Origin of the sequence: Agrobacterium sp. FDAARGOS_525 (genome assembly GCF_003938925.1) — a bacterium.
Lineage (GTDB): Bacteria > Pseudomonadota > Alphaproteobacteria > Rhizobiales > Rhizobiaceae > Agrobacterium > Agrobacterium pusense.
Map to the genome: position 1 here is coordinate 508,911 of NZ_RKIU01000003.1, position 21,363 is coordinate 530,273.

Annotated in this window: 25 protein-coding genes and 1 tRNA gene; 16 read left to right on the forward strand and 10 right to left on the reverse strand. The window is 60.6% G+C overall.

Features of this window, described 5'->3' with window-relative positions:
• Positions 1-197 precede the first annotated feature (197 nt).
• A complete protein-coding gene (gene ung / locus EGT36_RS03765; RefSeq protein ID WP_004443416.1) occupies positions 198-890 on the reverse strand; it encodes a uracil-DNA glycosylase in 693 nt (230 codons plus the stop codon).
• An 18-nt stretch (positions 891-908) separates the two neighbouring features.
• A complete protein-coding gene (locus tag EGT36_RS03770; RefSeq protein WP_004443419.1) occupies positions 909-1,304 on the reverse strand; it encodes a VOC family protein in 396 nt (131 codons plus the stop codon).
• 247 nt (positions 1,305-1,551) lie between these two features.
• On the opposite strand from EGT36_RS03770, the gene EGT36_RS03775 reads away from it, so the two are divergent.
• Entirely contained in the window at positions 1,552-1,908 is a 357-nt protein-coding gene (locus EGT36_RS03775; protein ID WP_004443420.1) for a YbaN family protein, read from the forward strand.
• Positions 1,909-1,923: 15 nt separating this feature from the next.
• Here EGT36_RS03775 and EGT36_RS03780 read toward each other — a convergent pair whose 3' ends face one another.
• The 3 genes from EGT36_RS03780 to EGT36_RS03790 are packed head-to-tail and all read right to left on the reverse strand — an operon-like array spanning position 1,924 to position 4,681.
• The gene (locus EGT36_RS03780; protein ID WP_004443422.1) at positions 1,924-2,706 is read right to left on the reverse strand and encodes a heme ABC transporter ATP-binding protein; all 783 of its coding nucleotides are present in this window, start codon (positions 2,704-2,706) and stop codon (positions 1,924-1,926) included.
• Positions 2,703-3,791: a FecCD family ABC transporter permease gene (locus EGT36_RS03785; RefSeq protein ID WP_022556828.1), complete on the reverse strand. Its 1,089-nt coding sequence runs from the start codon at positions 3,789-3,791 to the stop codon at positions 2,703-2,705. Before EGT36_RS03785 ends, EGT36_RS03780 begins: the two co-directional genes overlap by 4 nt.
• Positions 3,788-4,681 (reverse strand): heme/hemin ABC transporter substrate-binding protein, encoded by an 894-nt coding sequence (locus EGT36_RS03790; RefSeq protein WP_035211718.1) that lies wholly within the window; start codon positions 4,679-4,681, stop codon positions 3,788-3,790. Before EGT36_RS03790 ends, EGT36_RS03785 begins: the two co-directional genes overlap by 4 nt.
• A gap of 187 nt (positions 4,682-4,868) precedes the next feature.
• Between EGT36_RS03790 and hmuQ the strand changes: the two genes are divergently transcribed.
• The 4 genes from hmuQ to purU all read left to right on the forward strand — a co-directional run bounded on the left by hmuQ (position 4,869) and on the right by purU (position 7,952).
• Positions 4,869-5,216 carry a heme-degrading protein HmuQ gene (hmuQ, locus tag EGT36_RS03795; protein WP_004429958.1) on the forward strand — a complete coding sequence of 116 codons (348 nt, stop codon included), beginning with the start codon at positions 4,869-4,871 and terminating at the stop codon, positions 5,214-5,216.
• Between the two features lie 9 nt (positions 5,217-5,225).
• Positions 5,226-5,750, forward strand: a complete 525-nt coding sequence (gene hutX, locus EGT36_RS03800; RefSeq protein ID WP_037091846.1) for a heme utilization cystosolic carrier protein HutX — start codon at positions 5,226-5,228, stop codon at positions 5,748-5,750.
• 333 nt (positions 5,751-6,083) lie between these two features.
• The gene (locus EGT36_RS03810; protein ID WP_037091848.1) at positions 6,084-6,860 is read left to right on the forward strand and encodes a YbaY family lipoprotein; all 777 of its coding nucleotides are present in this window, start codon (positions 6,084-6,086) and stop codon (positions 6,858-6,860) included.
• 207 nt (positions 6,861-7,067) lie between these two features.
• On the forward strand, positions 7,068-7,952 hold the full coding sequence (gene purU / locus EGT36_RS03820) for a formyltetrahydrofolate deformylase (RefSeq protein WP_006700424.1): 885 nt from the start codon (positions 7,068-7,070) through the stop codon (positions 7,950-7,952).
• Positions 7,953-7,985: 33 nt separating this feature from the next.
• On the opposite strand, the gene EGT36_RS03825 is transcribed toward purU, so the two are convergent.
• Genes EGT36_RS03825 through EGT36_RS03840 form a run of 4 tightly spaced genes read right to left on the reverse strand, consistent with a single transcriptional unit; the run spans position 7,986 to position 10,828 of the window.
• Positions 7,986-8,180: a hypothetical protein gene (locus EGT36_RS03825; protein ID WP_037091850.1), complete on the reverse strand. Its 195-nt coding sequence runs from the start codon at positions 8,178-8,180 to the stop codon at positions 7,986-7,988.
• On the reverse strand, positions 8,177-8,737 hold the full coding sequence (locus EGT36_RS03830; RefSeq protein ID WP_037091853.1) for a hypothetical protein: 561 nt from the start codon (positions 8,735-8,737) through the stop codon (positions 8,177-8,179). The genes EGT36_RS03825 and EGT36_RS03830 overlap by 4 nt, the downstream gene beginning before the upstream one ends.
• Positions 8,738-8,765: 28 nt before the next feature.
• Positions 8,766-10,151 carry a sensor histidine kinase gene (locus tag EGT36_RS03835; RefSeq protein WP_125270066.1) on the reverse strand — a complete coding sequence of 462 codons (1,386 nt, stop codon included), beginning with the start codon at positions 10,149-10,151 and terminating at the stop codon, positions 8,766-8,768.
• Positions 10,148-10,828: a response regulator gene (locus tag EGT36_RS03840; RefSeq protein WP_003491888.1), complete on the reverse strand. Its 681-nt coding sequence runs from the start codon at positions 10,826-10,828 to the stop codon at positions 10,148-10,150. The genes EGT36_RS03835 and EGT36_RS03840 overlap by 4 nt, the downstream gene beginning before the upstream one ends.
• Before the next feature lie 81 nt (positions 10,829-10,909).
• On the opposite strand from EGT36_RS03840, the gene EGT36_RS03845 reads away from it, so the two are divergent.
• The 10 genes from EGT36_RS03845 to dps all read left to right on the forward strand — a co-directional run bounded on the left by EGT36_RS03845 (position 10,910) and on the right by dps (position 20,540).
• A complete protein-coding gene (locus EGT36_RS03845) occupies positions 10,910-11,977 on the forward strand; it encodes an ABC transporter substrate-binding protein (RefSeq protein WP_006700422.1) in 1,068 nt (355 codons plus the stop codon).
• Between the two features lie 385 nt (positions 11,978-12,362).
• Positions 12,363-13,271, forward strand: a complete 909-nt coding sequence (locus tag EGT36_RS03850) for a Bug family tripartite tricarboxylate transporter substrate binding protein (RefSeq protein ID WP_153776944.1) — start codon at positions 12,363-12,365, stop codon at positions 13,269-13,271.
• A complete protein-coding gene (locus EGT36_RS03855) occupies positions 13,268-13,762 on the forward strand; it encodes a tripartite tricarboxylate transporter TctB family protein (protein WP_035210454.1) in 495 nt (164 codons plus the stop codon). Before EGT36_RS03850 ends, EGT36_RS03855 begins: the two co-directional genes overlap by 4 nt.
• Before the next feature lie 104 nt (positions 13,763-13,866).
• Entirely contained in the window at positions 13,867-15,384 is a 1,518-nt protein-coding gene (locus EGT36_RS03860) for a tripartite tricarboxylate transporter permease (protein ID WP_004443452.1), read from the forward strand.
• Between the two features lie 128 nt (positions 15,385-15,512).
• A complete protein-coding gene (locus tag EGT36_RS03865) occupies positions 15,513-15,773 on the forward strand; it encodes a hypothetical protein (protein WP_004443453.1) in 261 nt (86 codons plus the stop codon).
• Positions 15,774-16,115: 342 nt separating this feature from the next.
• Positions 16,116-17,054 carry a siderophore ABC transporter substrate-binding protein gene (locus EGT36_RS03870; protein ID WP_035210455.1) on the forward strand — a complete coding sequence of 313 codons (939 nt, stop codon included), beginning with the start codon at positions 16,116-16,118 and terminating at the stop codon, positions 17,052-17,054.
• 193 nt (positions 17,055-17,247) lie between these two features.
• Complete coding sequence (locus tag EGT36_RS03875; protein ID WP_004443456.1) at positions 17,248-18,213, forward strand: ABC transporter permease; 966 nt, start codon at positions 17,248-17,250, stop codon at positions 18,211-18,213.
• A complete protein-coding gene (locus EGT36_RS03880) occupies positions 18,206-19,174 on the forward strand; it encodes an iron chelate uptake ABC transporter family permease subunit (RefSeq protein ID WP_037091857.1) in 969 nt (322 codons plus the stop codon). Before EGT36_RS03875 ends, EGT36_RS03880 begins: the two co-directional genes overlap by 8 nt.
• Positions 19,171-19,929 (forward strand): iron ABC transporter ATP-binding protein, encoded by a 759-nt coding sequence (locus EGT36_RS03885; RefSeq protein ID WP_037091860.1) that lies wholly within the window; start codon positions 19,171-19,173, stop codon positions 19,927-19,929. Before EGT36_RS03880 ends, EGT36_RS03885 begins: the two co-directional genes overlap by 4 nt.
• Before the next feature lie 122 nt (positions 19,930-20,051).
• Positions 20,052-20,540, forward strand: coding sequence for a DNA starvation/stationary phase protection protein Dps (dps, locus tag EGT36_RS03890; protein WP_004443462.1), 489 nt, complete (start codon positions 20,052-20,054; stop codon positions 20,538-20,540).
• Positions 20,541-20,606: 66 nt separating this feature from the next.
• Here the strand turns inward: dps and EGT36_RS03895 are convergent, their stop codons facing one another.
• A complete protein-coding gene (locus tag EGT36_RS03895) occupies positions 20,607-20,828 on the reverse strand; it encodes a hypothetical protein (RefSeq protein WP_004443464.1) in 222 nt (73 codons plus the stop codon).
• A 368-nt stretch (positions 20,829-21,196) separates the two neighbouring features.
• Here EGT36_RS03895 and EGT36_RS03900 point away from each other — a divergent pair.
• A tRNA-Gly gene (locus EGT36_RS03900) sits at positions 21,197-21,271 on the forward strand.
• The last annotated feature ends 92 nt before the right edge of the window (positions 21,272-21,363 follow it).

A 21,363-nucleotide genomic window follows, 5' to 3' on the forward strand; every position in this document is an offset into this window, starting at 1 on the left:
CTTCATAGTCTAGTATTCTTTAGACCGGAGGCTGCCGCGCGTAAAGACATTTTGGTTTTGAATCCCGTCATGCCGGACATGATCCGGCATCCAGCCAGCCCAAGTCTTTGGGCCGAAGGACTCTTCTCGCCGCGCAGACACGCGTCGGCTGGATTCCGGCTCACGGCCGGAATGACGGAAGTATATGCAGGGAGGGCTTACACCGATTCCGGCAATTGCCAGTCGATCGGGTCGCGGCCATGGGAGATGAGAAAGGCATTCGCCTTGGAAAAATGGCCATTACCGAAAAAGCCGTTATGGGCGGAAAGCGGTGACGGGTGCGGCGAGCGCAACACCAGATGTTTGCGCTGGTTCACAAAGGCCGCCTTCTTCTGGGCATAGGAACCCCAGAGCAGGAAGACGACATGGTCGCACTCGTCGTTGACGGCGCGGATGACGGCGTCGGTGAATTTTTCCCAGCCCTGCCCCTGATGCGAGGCGGCGCGGGCCTCTTCCACCGTCAGCACGCTGTTGAGCAGTAGCACGCCCTGTTTCGCCCAGCTTTCCAGAAAACCGTGGCCGACCGGGCGAATGCCGAGATCGGCCTGCAATTCCTTGTAGATATTGACGAGCGAGGGCGGGATGCGCACGCCGGGCTGCACGGAAAAGCACAGTCCATGCGCCTGGCCGGCGCCGTGATAGGGGTCCTGTCCCAATATGACGACCTTCACCTCATCGAGCGGTGTCAGATCGAGAGCGCGGAAATAGTCCGCGCCCTTCGGGAAGATACGCTTGCCGGCTGTCTTTTCGGCAAGCAGGAACTCTTTCAGCTTTTGCATGTAGGGGCTGGCGAATTCTGCGGAAAGCACGCGCTTCCAGCTGTCTTCGAGTTTAACGCCTGCCTCTGCCATGCCTGCCTCCATCAGAGCTTATTTGAACCGGTTGCCGCGCTGCAGCACTTCGATCTTGTAACCATCGGGATCGCAAATGAAAAAATATTTTGCGAAAGGCTGGCCCTTGTAATCGGCCTCGATGATCTTGCCGGGGGAAAGCCCGATCTCGTTGAAGCGCTGATGCTCGGCGTCAACATCGGCGACGCTGACGGCGAGATGGCCATAACCGTCGCCCAGCGCATAGGGCACTTCGCGGCCGCGGTTGACGGTCAGCTCCAGCTCGAAATCGCCCTCGGCATTGCTGAGATAGATCAGCGTGAAATTCTCGAACTCGGCGCGTTCCGCCACTTCAAGCCCGAAAGCCTGTTTGTAAAATTCCACCGAACGCTTTTCGTCCAGCACCCGGACCATCGAGTGGATCAGCTTGGCCATGGTGTTTTCCTTCTTCTTCCTGTTGACGGCCCGGTTATGCTCCGGGCATCGCGGCCAAGGGGATAAAGACAGTGTGCGGCGCTTTCAACCCTAAAGGCGCGACACAGGGCCGGGGAGAACGCAGATCACGGCAAATGTGATGGCAAAAGCTGCCGGTTTCCGGTGCGGTGGAGCCTGCGGCAACGGGACCCATCCTTTTCGGCCCACCGCTCTATCCTGAGTGGTAAAGTCATGATACCGGCTAGGCATGCGCCTTTTATACCTCTGTCTTGGCTGGCTTATGGTCGCGACCGGCATTGTCGGCGCGTTTCTTCCCGTTTTGCCCACCACGCCTTTTCTGCTTCTGGCGCTCTGGTGTTTTTCCCGCTCCTCGCCAAAACTCGAGGCGTGGCTTCTCGCCCATCCCAGATACGGCCCTTCCCTGCGGCGATGGCGCGAACGCGGCGCAATAGCCCGCAAAGCCAAGATCGCGGCGCTTTCGGCCATGTCCGTCAGCTACGCCGCTTTCTGGTTCCTGAGCGAGCCGCCGCCGTTGCGCGCAGCCGTCGTCGCCGCCGTCATGCTGGGCTCCGCGCTCTTCATCGCCACCCGCCCGGAAAATTGAGGCGGAGGACAGCCCCTATCGGTGGCGAGACTGCGGAAGTACGTAGGGAATATGCCGCGCCGGCAGCCGGCCGACGACACCACCAATGCCATAGACCCTTGCAATGGTCTCATCGCTGATCGTTTCCAGCGATGGGCCACTGGCCGTCACCCGGCCGCCATGCATGACGATAAGTTGATCGGCAAATTCCGCGGCCAGATTGAGATCGTGCAGGATGGCGAGAACCAGCCCGCCGCCGCTTGCAAAATCCCGCGCCGTTTCCAGCACGGCGATCTGGTGGCCGATATCGAGACTTGCGGTGGGCTCGTCGAGGAAGAGCGCCCTTGCCTCGCCATTTTCAACCGGGTTCGGTACCTGCGCCAGCGCCCGCGCAAACTGCACCCGCTGCTGCTCGCCGCCTGAGAGCATATTGTAGGACCGCTGTTCGAAACCGCGCAGCCCGGCCTTGGCAAGAGCCCGGCGGGCCTGCTCTTCCGGCGCACGCGACCCCTGCGCGACCGCCCCCATGCGGACGATTTCGAGCGCAGTGAAAGGGAAGGCGAGCTGGGTGCTCTGGGGCAGCACGGCGCGGAGCCGCGCAAGCTGGACCGGCGTGAACACCGGCAGGTCGACATCATTATAGGTCACCAAACCGGCCTCAGCGCGCATCTCGCCCGAGAGAACCTTCATCAGCGTGGATTTGCCGGCACCGTTGGGACCGATGATGACATTGACCTTGCCGGGTTTCAGATCGACGCTGACTTCATCAAGCAACCGACGGCCGGAGCGGATGAGGGTAAGGTTTTCGGCCCGGATCATGACATGTTCCGCATGGAAAAACCGCCGCGTCCCAGCAGCAGGAACAGAAAGACCGGCGCACCGATGAGCGCCGTGACGACGCCGATCGGCAGTTCCGCCGGTGCGGCCACCGTGCGGGCGAAACTGTCGGCCAGCAGCAAAAGCGCCGCCCCGCCAAGGGCGGAGGCCGGCAGCAGGAAACGATGCGACGGGCCGATGGCGAGGCGAAGCAGATGCGGCACGACGATACCGACAAAGCCGATGGAACCCGCCGCCGCCACGCTCGCCCCGCAGGCGGCGGCAACGGCCAGAATGACGACCCGTTTCAGCCGCTGCACCGGTATCCCCATATGGAAGGCGGCCGCATCCCCGAGGATGAGCGCATCCAGCCCGCGCGCGACGAAGGGAATGATGGCGAGAACGACGATGATGAAAGGCAGGGTGGCCAGTACCTTGGCGGGCGTTGCCCCGCCGAGAGAACCGAGCGACCAGAAGGTGATGTCGCGCAGCGCCCGGTCATCGGCGACGAATATCATCAACCCGGTCATCGCACCGCTGATGGCCGCCACCGCAATGCCGGCCAGAATGAGTGTGGTGGTTGAGGTCGCGCCGTCCTTCGTGGCGATCAGATAGAGCACCCAGGTGTTCAGCAGCCCGCCGAAGAAGGCCATGATCGGCAGGAAGTGAGGGCCGAAAAAAAGCGCGACCGTGGCAAGCGCGCCTTCCCCGAGCGAAATGGCGGCGACAGCAAAGAGCGCAGCGCCCGAGGTGACGCCGACAATACCGGGATCGGCCAATGGATTGCGGAACAGGCCCTGCATCATCGCCCCTGAAACAGCGAGTCCCGCACCGATCAACATGCCGAGCGCCGTGCGCGGCAGGCGCACCGCCTCGAGAATGATCCTGTCGCGCGCATCGAGCTGATCCGCGCCGCCGGTGAGATAGGCAAGGAGTTCGGAGATGCCGACGCCGGTGGGTCCGCTGATCAGCGATACGCCACAGGCAAACAGCAGGATGCCGACGAGCACGACAAGGGCAACAACGCCCTGACGGGATCTGTCGCCCGCAACGCTGCCCTCGGTCGAACTCAAGACGGCTAGGCTCACGGCTTCACCACATCAGGATAGAGCTTGTTTGCCAGCTCCCGGCCTGCAGCGGGCGTACGGGGGCCGAAACCGATAAGATAAAGCCCATCCATGCTGATGAGCGCCTTGCTGGCGGCGGCGGGTGTAGACTGGAACGCGGGAAGCGCGAAAGTCTCATCCGCCTTGGCGGCGTGGTCGCCGCGCGCCATTGTGAGTACCACGTCGGGCGCCGCGGCAATGACCGCCTCGTCCGTCAGCGGTTTGTAACCGGTAATGTCCTCCGCCGCGTTGATACCCCCAGCCATTTCGATGATCGCCGCCGCCTCTGTATCCTTGCCCGCCGCCATGACGCGGCCACCGGCAGTGGAAAGCACGAACAGAACGCGTTTCCGGCCCTGTTCCGGCACGGCGGAGACGTCCTTGGTGAGCGCATCAAGCCCCGCCCTGGTCTCGGCAGCCAGCGCCTTCGCCTTGTCCGAGAGCCCCACGGCCGCACCGACATCCTCGATCTTTTTAGGGATTGCATCGCCGCTCGGCGGCGTATCGACGGTGACGAAAGGCACCGCGCTGGCTTTCAGGATGGCGATGACGTCCGCAGGGCCTGAGCCGTCTTCGGAGAGAATGAGATCGGGTTTCTGCGACAGGATACCTTCTGAAGACAGTGCCCGCATATAACCGACGTCAGGCTTTGCAAGCGCATCGGCCGGATAGCTGCTGGTGCTGTCGCGCGCCACGATACGGTCTCCTGCACCCAGCGCATAAAGGATTTCCGTAACCGTACCGCCCAGGGCAACGATGCGTTTAGCCTCCGGATTACCCTTGTCCGAAGCCATGGCGGCCGGCGCGGCAAAGGCTATTGCGGCGGGCAAGAGGGCGGCGAAAACAAAGGAACGAAGACGGGAATTCAACATGGCGTTATCCTGAAAAAACGACCCGGCGCAGGTTCACCCGCGCCACTAATCTTGAGTTATCTACACATGTTTATACGCCGCGCAATCGATAAGTGGAGTATTTTTGTTCGCTTTGGCGTGAACCCCTTCCCAACCCCGCCCGCGGACGATATCCTGACTGAAACAGGAAACTTAAAGGGAGACTTTCATGTTTATCGCAATGAACCGCTTTCGCGTCGTGCCGGGTTACGAAGACACATTCGAATCCATCTGGCGCGAGCGCAAATCGCATCTGAGCGAATTGCCGGGCTATATCGAATTTCACATGCTGAAAGGCCCGAAGGCGGACGATCACACGCTTTATGCTTCGCACACCGTCTGGGCCACCAAGGACGATTTCCTTGCCTGGACGAAATCCGAACAGTTCCGCGCCGCCCATGCCAAGGCCGGCGAGAACCGCGGCAAGGTGGAATATCTCTCCGGTCCGCATTTCGAAGGTTTCGACGTCATCATCCACGAAGACAAGAATGGCGAGCGCCGTTCGATTGCCGCCTGAGGCTAACCGATGAGCATTGCAGTCCAAAAGACGGACGACGACAGGCGGGCACGCGCCGCCGCCGCGCTCGCTGAAAAACCTGATGGCATCGTGGAGGCCATCGCCGCCAAGGCCGAGGTGACGCCGGCCGAGATTTTGGCGATCCTGCCGGAAGGTGCGGCCGTTTCCGCTGCCGCCGACCGCTTCGATGCGATCTGGAACGAGATGCGCGGCTGGGGTGAAATCCTGATGATCGTGCAGACCGGCGATATCGTGCTGGAAGTGCCGGGCCATCTGCCTGAAGGCACGGAGAGTCACGGCTGGTTCAATATCCACGGCGACAGCCCCATCGGCGGTCACATCAAGAAGGACAATTGCGCCGGCATCACCTTCGTCGACCGCGGCTTCCACGGACGCCGCTCCTGTTCCGTCTGGTTCATGAATGCCGCCGGCGGCGCCATGTTCAAGGTGTTCGTCCGCCGCGACGAGAACAAGGAGTTGCTGGCCGAACAACTGGCGAAGTTCGAAGCGCTGCGGAACGGTTTCCGCGGCTGAGAGCTGAGCGGAGGCCGCCGGCAAGGAGTTGCTCCCTTGGACGATGCGGCCTCCCACCACCCTCATTCCTGTGCTCGTCACAGGAATCCAACCAGCCCAGGTCTTTCGGCTGAAAAGAATCTTCCCGCCACGCAGACGCGTGTCGACTGGTGTCCTGTGACAAGCACAGGAATGAGGGCGGAGGGGATGCAAATGGCATAGATCCTCCCGTCGCTCCCTTGCCATACACCAAATGTCCATCTGACCGGGTTTGAAAATCCGGTTCATCGCACGTTCAGTGCCGTTTTTTATCATCCGGTTCAATTCCACCGGAACCAGCACGGAGCAAGCACCATGACCGACCACCAGCCCCTTCTTTCGCGCCGCAGTTTCGCCGGTCTTCTCGCGCTTGCCCCGCTCTTTGCGGCAGGCGGCGCGGCGGCGGCACCGGCGAGCCTGCGCGGCAGCGTCTCCTATCGCGAACGCATCGCCCTGCCGCCGGGCGCAACCGTTACCGTGCGCCTGATCGATGTGTCGCTGGCGGACGCGCCGTCACAGACGATTGCCGAAACCACCATTCGCCCGCGCGGCCAGGTGCCGGTGCCCTTCGTGCTGCGTTATGACGACCGCGACATCCGTGGCCGCCGCTCCTATGCGCTGAGCGCCGAAATCCGCGACCGCGACCGGCTGCTCTTTACCACCACCCGGCGCTATTCCGTCCTGACCGGTGGCCGCGACGATACCGATCTCGTGCTGGAGCGCGTCGGCGCCGGCCCGGGCCGCCCGGAGCCGGAAGCCGGTATCGATGGGAACTGGCTGGTGCAGGAAATCCGCGGCGAGAGGGTTCGCGGCCGCCGGCAGGCGACGCTGGAAATCTCCCGCGAAGGCCGCGTTTCCGGAAATGCCGGCTGTAACGGCATTGGCGGTGAAGTGAAGATCAACCGTAACCGTGTCGATTTCGGCCGGATGATTTCCACCCAGATGGCCTGCGCGCCAGACATCATGCGCCAGGAGCGGCAGTTCATCGAAGCGCTGGAAGGCGCCCGCTCCTTCAGGCTGGAGCCGCGCCGCGGCGCGCTGGAACTGCTCGACGGCCGCGGCCGCACGGCAATGCGCCTGCGCCGCGCCTGAGATTGGCGACCGCCCCGGCAAATCACCCCGCGTCGCCGTGCTGGCCATGGAACATTCCATGTCGCTTCCGGCACGGCGCGCTTCCCTTTCCCGCCCTATGACTTTGACTGCGTTCGTCTTGACGCTTTGCTCCACCGCGGAGCTGCGCTATGGAACGCGCCGAACTGCGTCGGCTGATACCGGCGCGACGTCTCTGAGGGAAAACGAATGACATCCTATGTTCTGACCGTAGCCTGCAAATCGACCCGCGGCATCGTCGCCGCGATTTCCGGTTATCTGGCGGAGAAAGGCTGCAATATCGTCGACAGTTCGCAGTTCGACGACCTCGAGACCGGCAAGTTCTTCATGCGCGTCTCCTTCATCTCGGAAGAGGGCGCCTCCCTTGAAGCCATTACCGACGGGTTCCGGCCGGTGGCGGAAAAATTCGGCATGGAAGCGGATATCTACCCGGACGGCCAACGCATGAAGACGCTGCTGATGGTGTCGCGTTTCGGCCATTGCCTCAACGACCTGCTCTATCGCTGGAAGATCGGCGCGCTGCCGATCGACATCGTCGGTGTCGTGTCCAACCATTTCGATTATCAGAAAGTTGTCGTCAATCACGACATCCCCTTCCACCACATCAAGGTGACGAAGGAGAACAAGCCGAAGGCCGAAGCCCAGCTCATGGAGCTGGTCGAGACAACAGGCACGGAGCTCGTCGTGCTCGCCCGCTACATGCAGGTTCTTTCCGATGACCTGTGCCGCAAGATGTCAGGCAAGATCATCAACATCCACCACTCCTTCCTGCCAAGCTTCAAGGGCGCGAACCCCTACAAGCAGGCCTATGAGCGCGGCGTGAAGCTGATCGGCGCGACAGCGCATTATGTAACAGCCGATCTCGACGAAGGCCCGATCATCGAGCAGGACACGGTGCGCATCACCCACGCGCAATCAGCCGATGACTATGTCTCGCTTGGTCGCGATGTGGAAAGCCAGGTGCTTGCCCGCGCCATCCACGCCCACATCCACCACCGCACATTCATCAACGGCAACCGCACCGTGGTCTTCCCGCCAAGCCCGGGAAGCTATGCTTCCGAGCGGATGGGGTGAGACGTCGCCAGTAAACCCGATGCCTGACGGCTGCTATCGTCGCACCGTCGCTTGCGATGCGGCACCGACCTTGTTCTTATCGCGAATGGCTTTGAATGGAGCGAGCCGCTCACGCATTTTTTCGACGATTCTGATTTTCTCGGCAAAAGACAAATTGGCTCGGACATGCCGAGCCTCTGCTTTGCGTGCCAGAATCTCATTCAGCGTGAAGTTTGACGGATTGCTCATGGATTGGAATTTAAATCCAACACATCATCATGTCCAGTTTTAGCAAGAAATTCCCCCCATTTACCGTCAAGCCCGTGGCGTTTCACGACATCGCGTAGAAGCTCGATGTTTACGGCATTCGCGTCGAGAAACGCGATCACCCGTGCATGATCCTTGTATCTTCCGGTACGGATGGCAATCGCTACCAAATGATGGGCAGAAAGGACGCGGGTCGTGATCTGGCGGCCCGATCCGAAATCTTCAGCAATCTCTTCCGCTTGCTGTAATGCTTCCACATCCAGCGCATCGGAAGCGGGAAGAAACTGAACAGGCCAACCTTCGATCAGCAGGCCTTCCTTTTCCCATTGCTCATAGCCTCGCGCTTTAAGGTAGGGAACAATTTCACCGAGCGTCACAAGTCCGCCAGGGGATGAGGATGAAAAAGTTATCAAAATATCCAGGTCTTCCGTGACGGTCGGCTCAATATACAAAAGAGCCGCAACCGCCCCCGCAATGACATAGGTTTCAATAATGCCATCATCGACCATGGCGTTTAAAACTTCGAGTGACTTTTCCATCGACATCTTCACGTCCCTCTATCGAAAACTATTCCACGCCACCAAAAACCACCCGCGCTCTCAGCCCACGCCCACCCGCACCATCCTCCAGCATCAGCCGCCCGCCGAACAGCCCGGCGATCTCCTCGATGATCGCAAGGCCGAGGCCCGCGCCGGGGGCCGCGTTTTCTTCGCCGCGGGCGAAGCGCTGGCGCACCATGGCGCGTTTTTCAGGCGGGATGCCTGGGCCGTTATCTTCCACTTCCAGCCAGACGACACCCGTCTCCCTGCCCACGCGGACGGTGACTTCCGCGCCGCGACCGGCATAATTGATGGCGTTGGAAACGAGGTTGCCGATCAACTCGCCGATCAAGAGCGGTTCGGCGAGAATGGTCGCCTCGACCTCGCCTTCGAAACCGAGATCGATACCCGCCTCAGCGGCCCGCGGCACGAAATCGGCCGTCACGCTCTGCGCCACAGCCACGAGGTCTATCGCGGAAAAATCATGTTTCTCGCTGGAGCCGGCAGCATCGATATTGGCCATGCGCAGAAGCTGGGCAAGGATATGCTCGGCATGGGCGACCGATGCCCCACCCTTCAGCGCCGCCGCCTGCGCTTCCTCAAGGCTGGCGGCGCGGGCGGAAAGAGCCAGCTGGGTGCTGATGATGGCAAGCGGCGTGCGCAGCTGGTGGCTGGCATTGCCGGTGAAATGCCTGAGCGCATCCAGCGCCGATTGCAGCCGCACCATGAAGGAGTTGACCGTCTCCACCAGATTTTCCACCTCGACAGGCACGGATTGGCGGATGGGGTGCAGATCGTTCGGGCTGCGCTCGGCAATGGCTTCACTGAGCCGGTAAAGCGGGCGCAGCGAAATCGTCACCGCGATCCAGACGATGATCGCCGCCCCGACGATCATCAAAAGCAGGCGCAGCGCCGAGCGCAGGATGATTGCCTGCGCCAGCTGGCTGCGGGCAATGGTGGTTTCGGCAACCGTGACGGAAAAGGGCACGGAATTGATGCCGGTGGAAGCGAAACGCCTGATGGCAGCGATGCGGATCGGTTCATCGCGAAACACGGCATCGCGATAGGCGGGCGTATCACCCTTCGGGTTCGCGACCGTCGGCAGGTTCTGATAGCCGGTGAGGAATTGCCCGTTCGGCCCGTCGACACGGTAAAACACCCGGTCCTGGGCAGCCGATGTCAGCATTTCCAGCGCCACATAGGGAATGTCCACTTCCAGCGAGCCATCCTCGGCCACCACCACCCGCTCGGCAATGGCGAGCGCTGAACCGGAAAGCACCCGGTCTGAAACCACATTGGCGGTGTTGACCGCCTCGCGCCATGTATCGGTCAGCGCAACGCAGCCGATGATGGCGGTGGAGATGAGGAGCCAGCCTAGAAGTCGCCGCCTGAGCGAATAGGCGGCCTGTATCATTCAGCCATCTCCGGCAGCTTTTCGAGATAATAACCGATGCCGCGCGCCGTCTTCACCGTCAGCCCGTGCGGCGCGAGCCGCTTGCGCAGGCGGCTGACATATTGCTCGATGGCATTTGCGGAAATATCGTCGTCGAAACCTGTCAGTGACTGCACGATCGCCTCTTTGGCGACAACCTTGCCCGCCCGCATGAACAGCACCTCCAGCAGCGCCACTTCGCGCGCCGGAATATCGAGCGGGCGACCGTCCGCCGAAAAGGTGCGGGAATTAAGATCGAACAGCACCTTGCCGAAACTCAGCGCCGAAGAGCGCAGCCCCGCATTGCGGCGCAGAAGCACCCGCACCCTCGCCTCGAATTCGGTGATATCGAAGGGCTTGATCATGTAATCGTCGGCACCGAGATCGAGCCCCTTGACCTTTTCTTCCGGTGTGCCGCGCGCCGTCAGGATCAGTACCGCCGCCTTGTCCTGACGCGATCGCATGGAGCGCAGCACCTCGATGCCATCCATTTCCGGCAGGTTGAGATCGAGAATGACCAGATCGAAACTTTCCGCTGCAATTGCCGCATCGGCGGAGGCGCCATCAGAAACCACGTCCACCGCATAACCGCTGCCGCGCAGAAGCGCCGAAAGCCCTTCCGACAGCACCTGATTGTCCTCGACCAGCAAAATACGCAAATCTTCCTCCTGCAACATTGCCGAGTTTAACCAGACCCTTACCGCTTGTGAATGGCCAGCGCCTGCGGCATGATCTTTTCCATGCGTATCTGCCTTCTTCTCTGTCTCTGTCTCTGCATGGCCTCGCCTGCGCTTGCCCAGGCCGTCGTTTTTCCGGCTCCCTCCGGCAAGGCGGATGCGCAGACACTGGTGGTCTATTCCTCGCTCGACGAACCGCTGGCGACGCCGATGATTGAAGGCTTTCAGAAGGCCAATCCCGATATTGCCGTCCATTATGAGGATATGCTGACCGGCGAAATCTACGACCGCATCGTGAAGGAAACCGACGCCGGCAAGAAGACCGCCGATTTCGCCTTTTCCTCGGCCATGGACCTGCAGGTGAAGCTGAGCAATGACGGTTATGCCCAGCGGTCGGATCTCGCCATGAGCGCCCGCTGGCCCGCCTGGGCGAACTGGCGCAACACCGCCTATGCGCTGACCTTCGAGCCGGCGGTTTTTGTCTATCACAAGCCAAGCTTCACCACCGAAAAGCCGCCCGCCACCCGCGCCGAATTTGTCGATTATCTCGAACGCCACGCCAAAGAGGTGCATGGCCGTATCGCGACCTATGACATCGAACGCTCCGGCGTCGGCTTCCTGTTCATGTCACGCGATCAGGAACAGTTCGGCGATATATGGAGCGTCATCAAGGCCATGGGTGCCGCGGGTGTGAAGGTTTATTCCACCTCCTCGGCCATTCTGGAGCGCGTCTCCGACGGCCGCTTCGTGATGGGTTACAATATTCTCGGCTCCTACGCGGCAGACTGGGCCTCACGCCACCCGGATGTCGGCATCGTTCTGCCGAAGGATTATACCGTCGTGATGTCGCGCATCGGGCTGGTTCCGGAAGCCGCAGCCAATCCTGAACTCGGCCGCCGCTACCTCGAATTCTTCATGTCCAAGGAAGGTCAGACGATCATGGCCCGGCAATTGCAAATCCCCGCCGTCAGCCCGGAAGTGGCGGGCGAAAACACGGCGAACACCATGCAGGCCATCCACGGTGCGCAATTGCGGCCGGTCCCGGTCAGCCCCGGCCTGATGGTCTATCTGGATCAGGTCAAGCGCACCCGCCTGATCGAGCGCTGGAACGAGGCGCTGCGGTCGCAGTAGGTTTGAGCGCCCCACCCTCCCTCAGTCCTGTGCCTGTCACAGAAATGAGGTTGAAGCAGGCTTCAAAGGCGCAAAACAAAGCCGTCCACACGCCACAGTGGACGTCCGGCACAAATTAAGAGAGAGTAAATGCGCAAGGACTTGCGTTGCGTCAGTTAGATGACAGCTTTTTGTGATGCTCTGCAATCCTTCTTCATTCCGTGGAGGCGGAAGAAGATGCGGGAGGAAATCTTGAGGATTGCCAAGGCCCAGCGTTGAGTACTCAGCGTCGGCACAGATGCGCCCTGAAGCCCTTCCGCATAAACGAAAAACGACGCCCAAAAAGGGCATCCTGAGGAGGGTTTTCTACGTGAAACATTTTCTTATCGGCACATTTCTGGCGGGCATGATCGCGCTTCCGGCGGCTGCGGCAGATTACACCGTCATCGCACCGGCCAATCCCGGTGGCGGCTGGGACCAGACCGCGCGCTCGCTGCAGAGCGTGCTGCAGGAAGAAGGCATTTCCAAGAGCGTTCAGGTGCAGAACGTACCGGGCGCCGGCGGCACCATCGGTCTTGCGCAATTCGCCAGCCAGCAGAAGGGTAACCCGCACGCCCTCATCGTCGGCGGTTACGTCATGGTTGGCGCGATCCTCACCAACAATGCGCCCGTGACGCTGAAGGAAGTAACCCCGATCGCCCGCCTGACCGGCGAATATGAAGCGATCGTCGTTCCGGCATCCTCGCCGCTGAAGACCATCGGCGATCTCATCGACCAGCTCAAGAAGGACCCGGGCAGCGTGTCCTGGGGCGGCGGCTCTGCCGGCGGCACCGACCATATCGCCGTTGGCCTGATTGCCAAGGCGGCCGGCGTCGATCCGACCAAGATCAACTACATCGCCTATTCCGGCGGCGGCGAAGCACTTGCCTCGATCCTCGGTTCGCAGGTCACCGCTGGCGTTTCCGGCTATGGCGAATTCGAAGGCCAGGTGAAGGCCGGCACGCTGCGCCTTCTCGCGGTCACCAGCGAAAACCGTCTTGAGGGCGTAGACGCGCCGACGCTGAAGGAAAGCGGTCTTGATGTCGTCGTGCAGAACTGGCGCATGGTTGCGGCAGCCCCCGGCATTTCCGCCGATCAGGAAAAGGCCATCAACGCCGACGTCGAAAAGCTGGTGAAATCCGCCAAGTGGCAGGAAACCCTGAAGACCAAGGGCTGGATGGATACCTATCTCGCCGGTGACGCCTTCAAGGAACAGCTTGCCAAGGACACGGCCGCCACCGAAACCATCCTCAAAGACATCGGACTGGTAAAATGAGCCAGGGTTCCAACCCTTCGCATGATCAAAAGCGTCGCCCCGACTGGGCGGCGCTGGTCATTGCTGTCGCCCTCGTCGCCGTTGCCAGCGTCATCTTCTGGGATAGCGCCCGCCTTGCCAGCGTCACCGGTTATTCCCCTGTCGGCCCGGCAACAGTACCCTACGCCATCGCCTTCTGTCTTGTCGGACTGGCGATCTGGACGGCCGTCGAGGCCTGGCGCGGGGATTTTCCCGAGCGTGACAGGCAGGAAATCGCCCCCGTCGTGTGGGTCATTGCCGGCCTTGCCGCCCAGATGCTGCTGCTGACCGTCGCGGGCTTTTCCATTGCCACCGGTCTGCTGTTCGCCTTCACGGCACGCGCTTTCGGCAAACGCAAGCTCTGGTTCTCGATACCGGTCGGCATTGTGCTGAGTTTTGCCATCTGGATCGTTTTTGCCCAGCTGCTGCAGCTTTCGCTGCCCGCCGGACCTCTGGAACGGCTGTTCTTCTGACAGCCATTCCAACCATATTCGAGATCACAGGAACCGCCGGCGCGCACTGACGCCAAAGCCAGCCGTTCCGCCCGCCCTTCCGCTCGACAGGGGGACATCTGTCCATGAGTACCTTTGAATTCCTGCTGCACGGTCTTGAGGTTGCCGCCCAACCCATGAACCTGCTCTATGCGCTGATCGGCGTGACACTCGGCACCGCCGTCGGCGTTCTGCCCGGCATCGGCCCCGCCTTGACCGTCGCGCTGCTCCTGCCCGTCACCTACCGGCTCGACGCTGCCGGTTCGCTCATCATGTTCGCCGGCATCTATTATGGCGGCATGTATGGCGGTTCGACCACCTCCATCCTGCTCAACACGCCGGGCGAAAGCGCCTCGATCGTGACCGCGCTCGAAGGCAACAAGATGGCCCGCAAGGGCAGAGGCGGCCCGGCCCTCGCCACCGCCGCCATCGGCTCCTTCGTGGCCGGCCTCATCGCCACCATCGCGCTCGCCTTCGTCGCGCCCTACATCGTCAAGCTGGCGCTGGTCTTCGGTCCGCGCGAATATTTCGCACTGATGGTGCTGGCTTTCGTCACCGTTTCCTCCGCCTTCGGGGATTCGGCGCTGCGCGGTCTCACCTCGCTGTTCATCGGCTTTGCGCTGGCCATCGTCGGCATCGACCAGCTGACCGGCCAGACCCGCATGAGCTTCGGCATCCCCGACCTGCTCGACGGCGTGGAAGTTACAACGCTTGCGGTCGCCATGTTCGCCATCGGCGAAACGCTGTTCATCGTGGCGCAGGGCCAGAGCGGCGACGACAAGGTCGAAGCCGTCAAGGGTTCGGTCTGGATGAGCGCGCAGGACTGGGCGCGTTCGTGGAAGGCTTGGCTGCGCGGCACCCTGATCGGCTTCCCGATTGGCGCGATGCCTGCCGGCGGCGCTGAAATCGGCACGTTCCTGTCCTATGCCACCGAAAAGAAGCTGACCAAATATCCGGAAGAATTCGGCAACGGCGCGATTGAAGGCGTTGCGGGTCCGGAAGCGGCGAACAACGCCTCGGCTGCCGGTACGCTGGTGCCGCTCCTGACGCTCGGCCTGCCGACGACGGCAACAGCGGCCATCATGCTCGCCGGTTTCCAGCAGTTCGGCCTGCAGCCCGGGCCCCTGCTGTTTGCCACCAATCCGCAGCTGGTCTGGGGCCTGATCGCCAGCCTCTTCATCGCCAACCTGATGCTCTTGGTACTCAACCTGCCGCTCGTTGGCCTGTGGGTAAAGCTGCTGACAATTCCGAAGCCCTGGCTTTACGCCGGCATCCTGCTATTCGCAACGCTCGGCACCATCGGCGCCAACCCGTCGGTGTTCGAACTCGGCATGCTGCTCGCCTTCGGCATCCTCGGCTACATCATGCGCATCTTCGGGTATCCGATTGCGCCTGCGGTTGTCGGCCTCATCCTTGGCCCGCTCGCCGAACAGCAGCTTCGCCGCGCACTGGCCATCGGCCAGGGCGACCCGACCGTGCTGTTCACCTCGCCGATTGCCGTTGGCCTGTTCATCGTCGCGGCAGCCGCCTTCATCATTCCGCTCATCATGCGTATCCGCGGCCGTGGCGAGGTGCTGACGCAGCTTGCCGCCAACGAGGATTGAGAACCAAAGAACCTCCCAAGGCAACTGGCCCCGTATCTCCGGATACGGGGCTTTTTTATGGAACGTTATGGATTGCGGCGAGGTTGGGGGCGGCATAGATTTTATGAAACCCTCTGAGGAACCCTGTCATGCGCAGCCTTGCAATCCTGACCATCCTTGCTTTAACCGGTTGCACTACCGCCGCCCCCGATGTGGAACCCATTCCCGGCAGTATCACCTATGGCGGGCAGCCCCGTACCAAACTGACAAAGTCCCCCGTCGGCAGTACGCTCAGCAACGAATTCGTGATGGGCGACGGAAGGCTGGCGATCGAGACTTACCGGGTGCAGCCGGACCGATCGTTGAAACTGGAGAGGCGCGAAATCGTCGGCGACTGGCCACCGGATTGACAGCGGCTGCCACGTTGGTCGTGATGGGTAAAACAGACGGGTAAAAGGCACCGACCAAAGTGACGCCGGCCTTTCCTTCCCCTCAACGTCACCTCGGACTTGATCCGAGGATCCATCACCACCACCGCAATGGGATACTCGCGTCAAGCCCGAGCATGACGGGGAAGAGGTTCGAGCAGATGTTTCATCTGCCCCCGCATTTCCCGCTCACGGCAATTCAGAACCATTCTAAAACATAATTTTGATTTCCGCCCGCCTTGCCAATAAAGCTGATAACGGACATCAAGTTAACCCGACGGAAAGCTATCCGCCGGTCCGGAACCATTCGCAAGGGACATATTCGTGGCCATCAACTTCACCTTCCCCGTTCGGCTGCTGGCGGCAGCGGCCTTCAGCCTTGGCGCGATGACCGCAAGCGCCGAGGAAATGACGATCAAGCACGCCCAGGGCGAGACCGTGCTGAAAGCCGCGCCGAAAAAGGTTCTGGTTCTTGATGTTCCCTCGCTCGACAATCTCGATGCACTCGGCGTCGAGCCGACGGGCGTCGTCGGCTCCAACCTGCCGACCTATCTGCAGAAATATGCCGACGGGAAATATCTGAAGGTCGGCACGCTGTTTGAGCCCGATTACGAGGCGATCAATGCGGCAGAGGCCGATCTCGTCATCGTTGGCGGCCGTTCGCGGGCAAAATATCCGGATGTTGCCAAGATCACACCGGCCATCGACATGTCGGTGGATTCCAAGGAATTCATCGGCAGCGTGAAAGCCAACATCGCCAAGCTTGGCGATATCTTCGGCAAGCAGGAAGAAGCCCAAAAGCTCGATGCCGCCATCGATGAAAAGGTGGCGAAGCTGAAAGAGATCGCCCCCAATTCCGGAACGGCGATGATCCTCGTCACCAATGCCGGCAAGGTCGGCGTTTATGGCCCAGGCTCGCGCACCGGCTGGCTGCACACCGAAATCGGCTTCAAGCCGGTCGCCGAAGACATTGATGACCGTTTCGACCGCGGCGACGTCGTCTCCTTCGAATATCTTGCCGAGGTCAATCCGGAATGGTTGTTCGTGATCGACCGCGATGCCGGCATCGGCCGCGCCACCGATCCCGGCAAGGCGGCCGCGCAGGTGCTGGATAACGAACTGGTCCACCAGACCAACGCCTGGAAGAAAAAGCAGATCGTTTACCTCGACCCCCAGGCGGCCTATATCGTCAGCAGCGGTTATACGGCGCTCACCACCCTGCTCGATCAGGTCTACAAGGCTGTCTCCGACAAGAAATCGTAAAAGCCTCTAGGCATGCGCTTCTGAAGGCTGCTCCATACTCGACGTCATCCTCGGGCTTGACCCGAGGATCCATCGCGCGTCAGGTTGTGGATCCTCGGGTCAAGCCAGAAGATGACCAAGGAGAGGTCGGACACCTGTTTCGGCAGCCTGCCAGGTTACGGGGAGCTTTTACCATTTACGAAAAACCGCCAACGTGAAATCCCTGTCTCTCATCCTTGTCCTGTTGCTAGCCCTGGTGCTCGCCATCACCAGCCTGTTCGTCGGCGTGAGCAACGTTTCGCTCGCAACGCTTTTCGCACCCGACACGAGTGCAGACGCGCTGCGTGTGCTGCTCGTCAGCCGTATTCCGCGCACGCTCGCGCTGATCCTTGCGGGAAGCTCGATGGCGATTGCCGGCCTCATCATGCAGATGCTGGTGCGAAACCGCTTCGTGGAACCTTCCACGGCAGGCACGACGGAATCCGCCGGCCTCGGCCTGCTCGCCGTCACCCTTTTGGCACCGGATACACCGATCTTCGGCAAGATGCTGGTGGCAGCAGCTTTTGCTCTCGCCGGCACCGCGCTGTTCCTGCGCATCCTGCGGCAGGTGCCGCTGCGCGACGTGCTGCTGGTGCCGCTGATCGGCATCATGCTTGGCGGCGTCATTTCCGCCGTCACCACATTCTTCGCCTATCGCTTCGATCTGCTGCAATCGCTCGGGGCATGGATGACGGGGGATTTTTCCGGCGTACTGCGCGGCCGTTATGAGTTGCTGTGGATCGGTTTTCTCTTCGCCATCGCCGCCTATCTCGCCGCCGACCGCTTCACTGTGGCGGGCATGGGCCGGGACTTCACCACCAATCTCGGCCTCAACTATCGCCGGGTAATGGCGCTCGGCCTCACCATCGTTTCGCTGGTCAGCGCTGTCGTGGTGGTGACGGTGGGCATGATCCCCTTCCTGGGCCTCATCGTGCCGAATGTCGTGAGCCTGATGATCGGCGACAATATGCGCCGCTCGGTGCCATGGGTGGCGACGCTCGGCGCGGTCTTTGTGCTCTCCTGCGACATCATCGGCCGGACGGTGCGCGCGCCTTACGAAATACCCATCGGAACCGTGGTCGGCGTCATCGGCAGCGCGCTGTTCCTCTATCTCCTGCTGCGGAAACGCAACCATGCGTGAGAGAAACCCTGACAGGCGCGCAAAAATCGTTCTGCTTGTGCTTGCCGCACTGGCGCTCGTTTCCATGACCGCCTTCATGACGCTCGGCGCCAGGGGAAGCTGGAGTTTCGTGCTGCCGTTTCGCGGCATCAAGCTCCTGTCGCTTTTGCTGGTGGCCTACGCCATCGCCGTTTCCACCGTACTGTTCCAGACGGTCACCAACAACCGTATCCTCACCCCTTCGGTCATGGGTTTCGATTCACTCTACGTGCTGATGCAGACCGGGCTGATTTTCGTCTTCGGCTCGGCAACAGTCGTGATGATCGATCCTCAAGTGAAATTTCTGGTGGAAACCGGGCTGCTCGTCGCCTTTTCCGCCCTGCTCTATCGCTGGCTTTTTGTCGGAGCGGAACGCAGCCTGCATCTTCTCGTCCTGGTCGGTATCGTCTTCGGCGTGTTTTTCCGCAGCCTCTCGGGCTTCATGCAGCGGGTCCTCGATCCGAACGAATACACGGTGCTGCAGGATGTGCTTTTCGCCAGTTTCAATTCCATCGATCCGACGCTGCTCACTGTTTCCGCCATCATCATCGGCGTGTTGACCATTATCGGGCTGCGCCTGATGCACACGCTCGACGTGCTCTCGCTCGGCCGCGCGACGGCCATCAGCCTCGGGGTCGAATACAAGTACACCGTGACCGTCATCCTCGTGCTGGTCTCCGTACTTGTTGCCGTCTCCACTGCGCTCGTCGGCCCGGTCATGTTCTTCGGCCTGCTGGTCGCGGCCCTCGCCCATTATCTCACCGGCAACGGCAAGCATGCCTATGTGCTGCCTGCGGCGATCCTCATCGCCGTGATCTGTCTCGTCGGCGGTCAGGTTGTGCTGGAGCGGGTTTTTGCCTTCGATACGGCGCTCTCCATCATCATCGAATTTCTGGGCGGCATCGTCTTTATCGGTCTCATTCTGAAACGAGGTGCGCGATGATCATCGCCAGTCAGATCAGCAAATCCTATGGTGACAGCGTCGTCATCGACGGCGTCTCGGTTTCCATCCCGGCAGGGGGCGTCACCTCCATCATCGGGCCGAACGGCGCGGGTAAATCCACGCTCCTGTCCATCGTCGCAAGGCTGATGTCCATGGATACGGGAACCGTCTCGGTCGACGGGCTGGATGTCACGAAAACCCCCTCCGATACGCTGGCGAAGCGGCTCTCCATCCTGCGGCAGGACAACCACATCTCCTCGCGCCTGACCGTGCGCGACCTTGTCGGCTTCGGCCGCTACCCCTACTCCAAGGGCCGCCCCACCATCGAGGACAAGGCCCATATCGACCGGGCGCTTGAATATCTGCACCTTGAAAATCTGGCCGACCGGTTTCTGGACGAACTGTCCGGCGGTCAGCGCCAGCGCGCCTTCGTGGCCATGGTGCTGTGCCAGGATACGGATTATGTGCTGCTTGACGAGCCGCTCAACAACCTGGACATGAAACACGCCTCCAGCATGATGAAAATCATGCGCAAGGCGGCCGACGAGCTGAAGAAGACCGTGGTTCTGGTTCTGCACGACATCAACTTCGCCTCCTGGTATTCCGACACCATCATCGCCATGCGCGAGGGCCGCATCTGTCATCAGGGTCCTGCGGAAGAGATCATCCGTCCCGATATTCTCAAGGAAATCTATGACATGCCGATCAGCGTCAGTGAGATAGACGGCCGGCGCATCTGCCTGTTTTACGAATGACATGATGATTGTGCAGGATTTTTGCTGTCCCGTCGCCTAACATGGAACAGGGCCACAGGCCCGCACGTTAATCGACGGACTTTTCCAAAGCGGCATTCCGTCCGCAACTTCAGGAGACATCGATGAAGACGCACAAGACGAAGAACGACCTGCCTTCAAACGCCAAGTCGACCGTTATCGGCATTCTAAACGAATCGCTGGCTTCGGTGATCGACCTTGCGCTCATCACCAAACAGGCGCACTGGAACCTGAAAGGCCCGCAATTCATCGCCGTGCATGAACTTCTCGATACGTTCCGCACCCAGCTCGACAATCATGGTGACACGATTGCCGAACGTGTGGTCCAGCTTGGCGGCACGGCGCTCGGCAGCCTGCAATCGGTCTCCTCGACAACCAAGCTCAAGGCCTATCCGACCGACATCTACAAGATCCATGACCATCTGGACGCCCTGATCGAACGTTATGGCGATGTGGCCAACATGATCCGCAAGGCCATAGACGATTCCGATGAAGCGGGCGACCCCACGACAGCCGACATCTTCACCGCCGCCTCGCGCGATCTCGACAAGGCGCTCTGGTTCCTCGAAGCGCATGTGCAGGAAAAGAGCTGAGCGGAAATCCGCCCACTTCAAAAACAAAGCGCCCGGATATCCGGGCGCTTTTTTTCTTCTCAGCCATCAGTGCCGCCGCAAAACGGCAAGCCCGATGTCCCGCAACATCTCATGGTCGAGAATGCCACGCTGGGCGCTGCGGATAAGAACCGCCGCGCACTCGTTGGCAACGTGGCTGCTGCGATCTTGAAGGCACTCGAAACATACGCCATCGAAAATATTCTGCAGATCGGTGATCTGCTCCGGCGACAATTGTGCGCCAACCCGTTCAAAAGCTGCATACGACAAGGCTCATCCTCCTGATGATATGCCAAGTATCGTTTCTTTTTTTCGTGGACAGGAAATTTGTACACCCGAACGAATCACTTGTCGAATCAGATTTTAACCAAATGTAAATAGATTATTTCCTGGCACCGCATCTGGGCGCTCCATTGTGAGACGGCAATAAAAACCAGATGAAACAATATCTTCGCTCAAATATCCATGGCGTCCGAGCCCGCCGCTTCCCGGAAGGGCAGATAAACTCGAAGGCGGGCGGATTTCCACCGAAACCGCAAAAGAAACTGTTGCATTCCAAAAACGATTGAGCGATATAGCACCCGTCGCCGCTTCGGCGGCCCACGGTTCAGCATACTACCCCGGACCGGTGGATTTGAGCGGGTGTAGCTCAGGGGTAGAGCACAACCTTGCCAAGGTTGGGGTCGAGGGTTCAAATCCCTTCGCCCGCTCCAAATTTCCAGAACAGGCCGATAAATCTCTGGCATGCCCGATGCGAGGCGCATCGCCATACGCGAAAATTTCTCGCGCAAAGAAACCGGGAAGA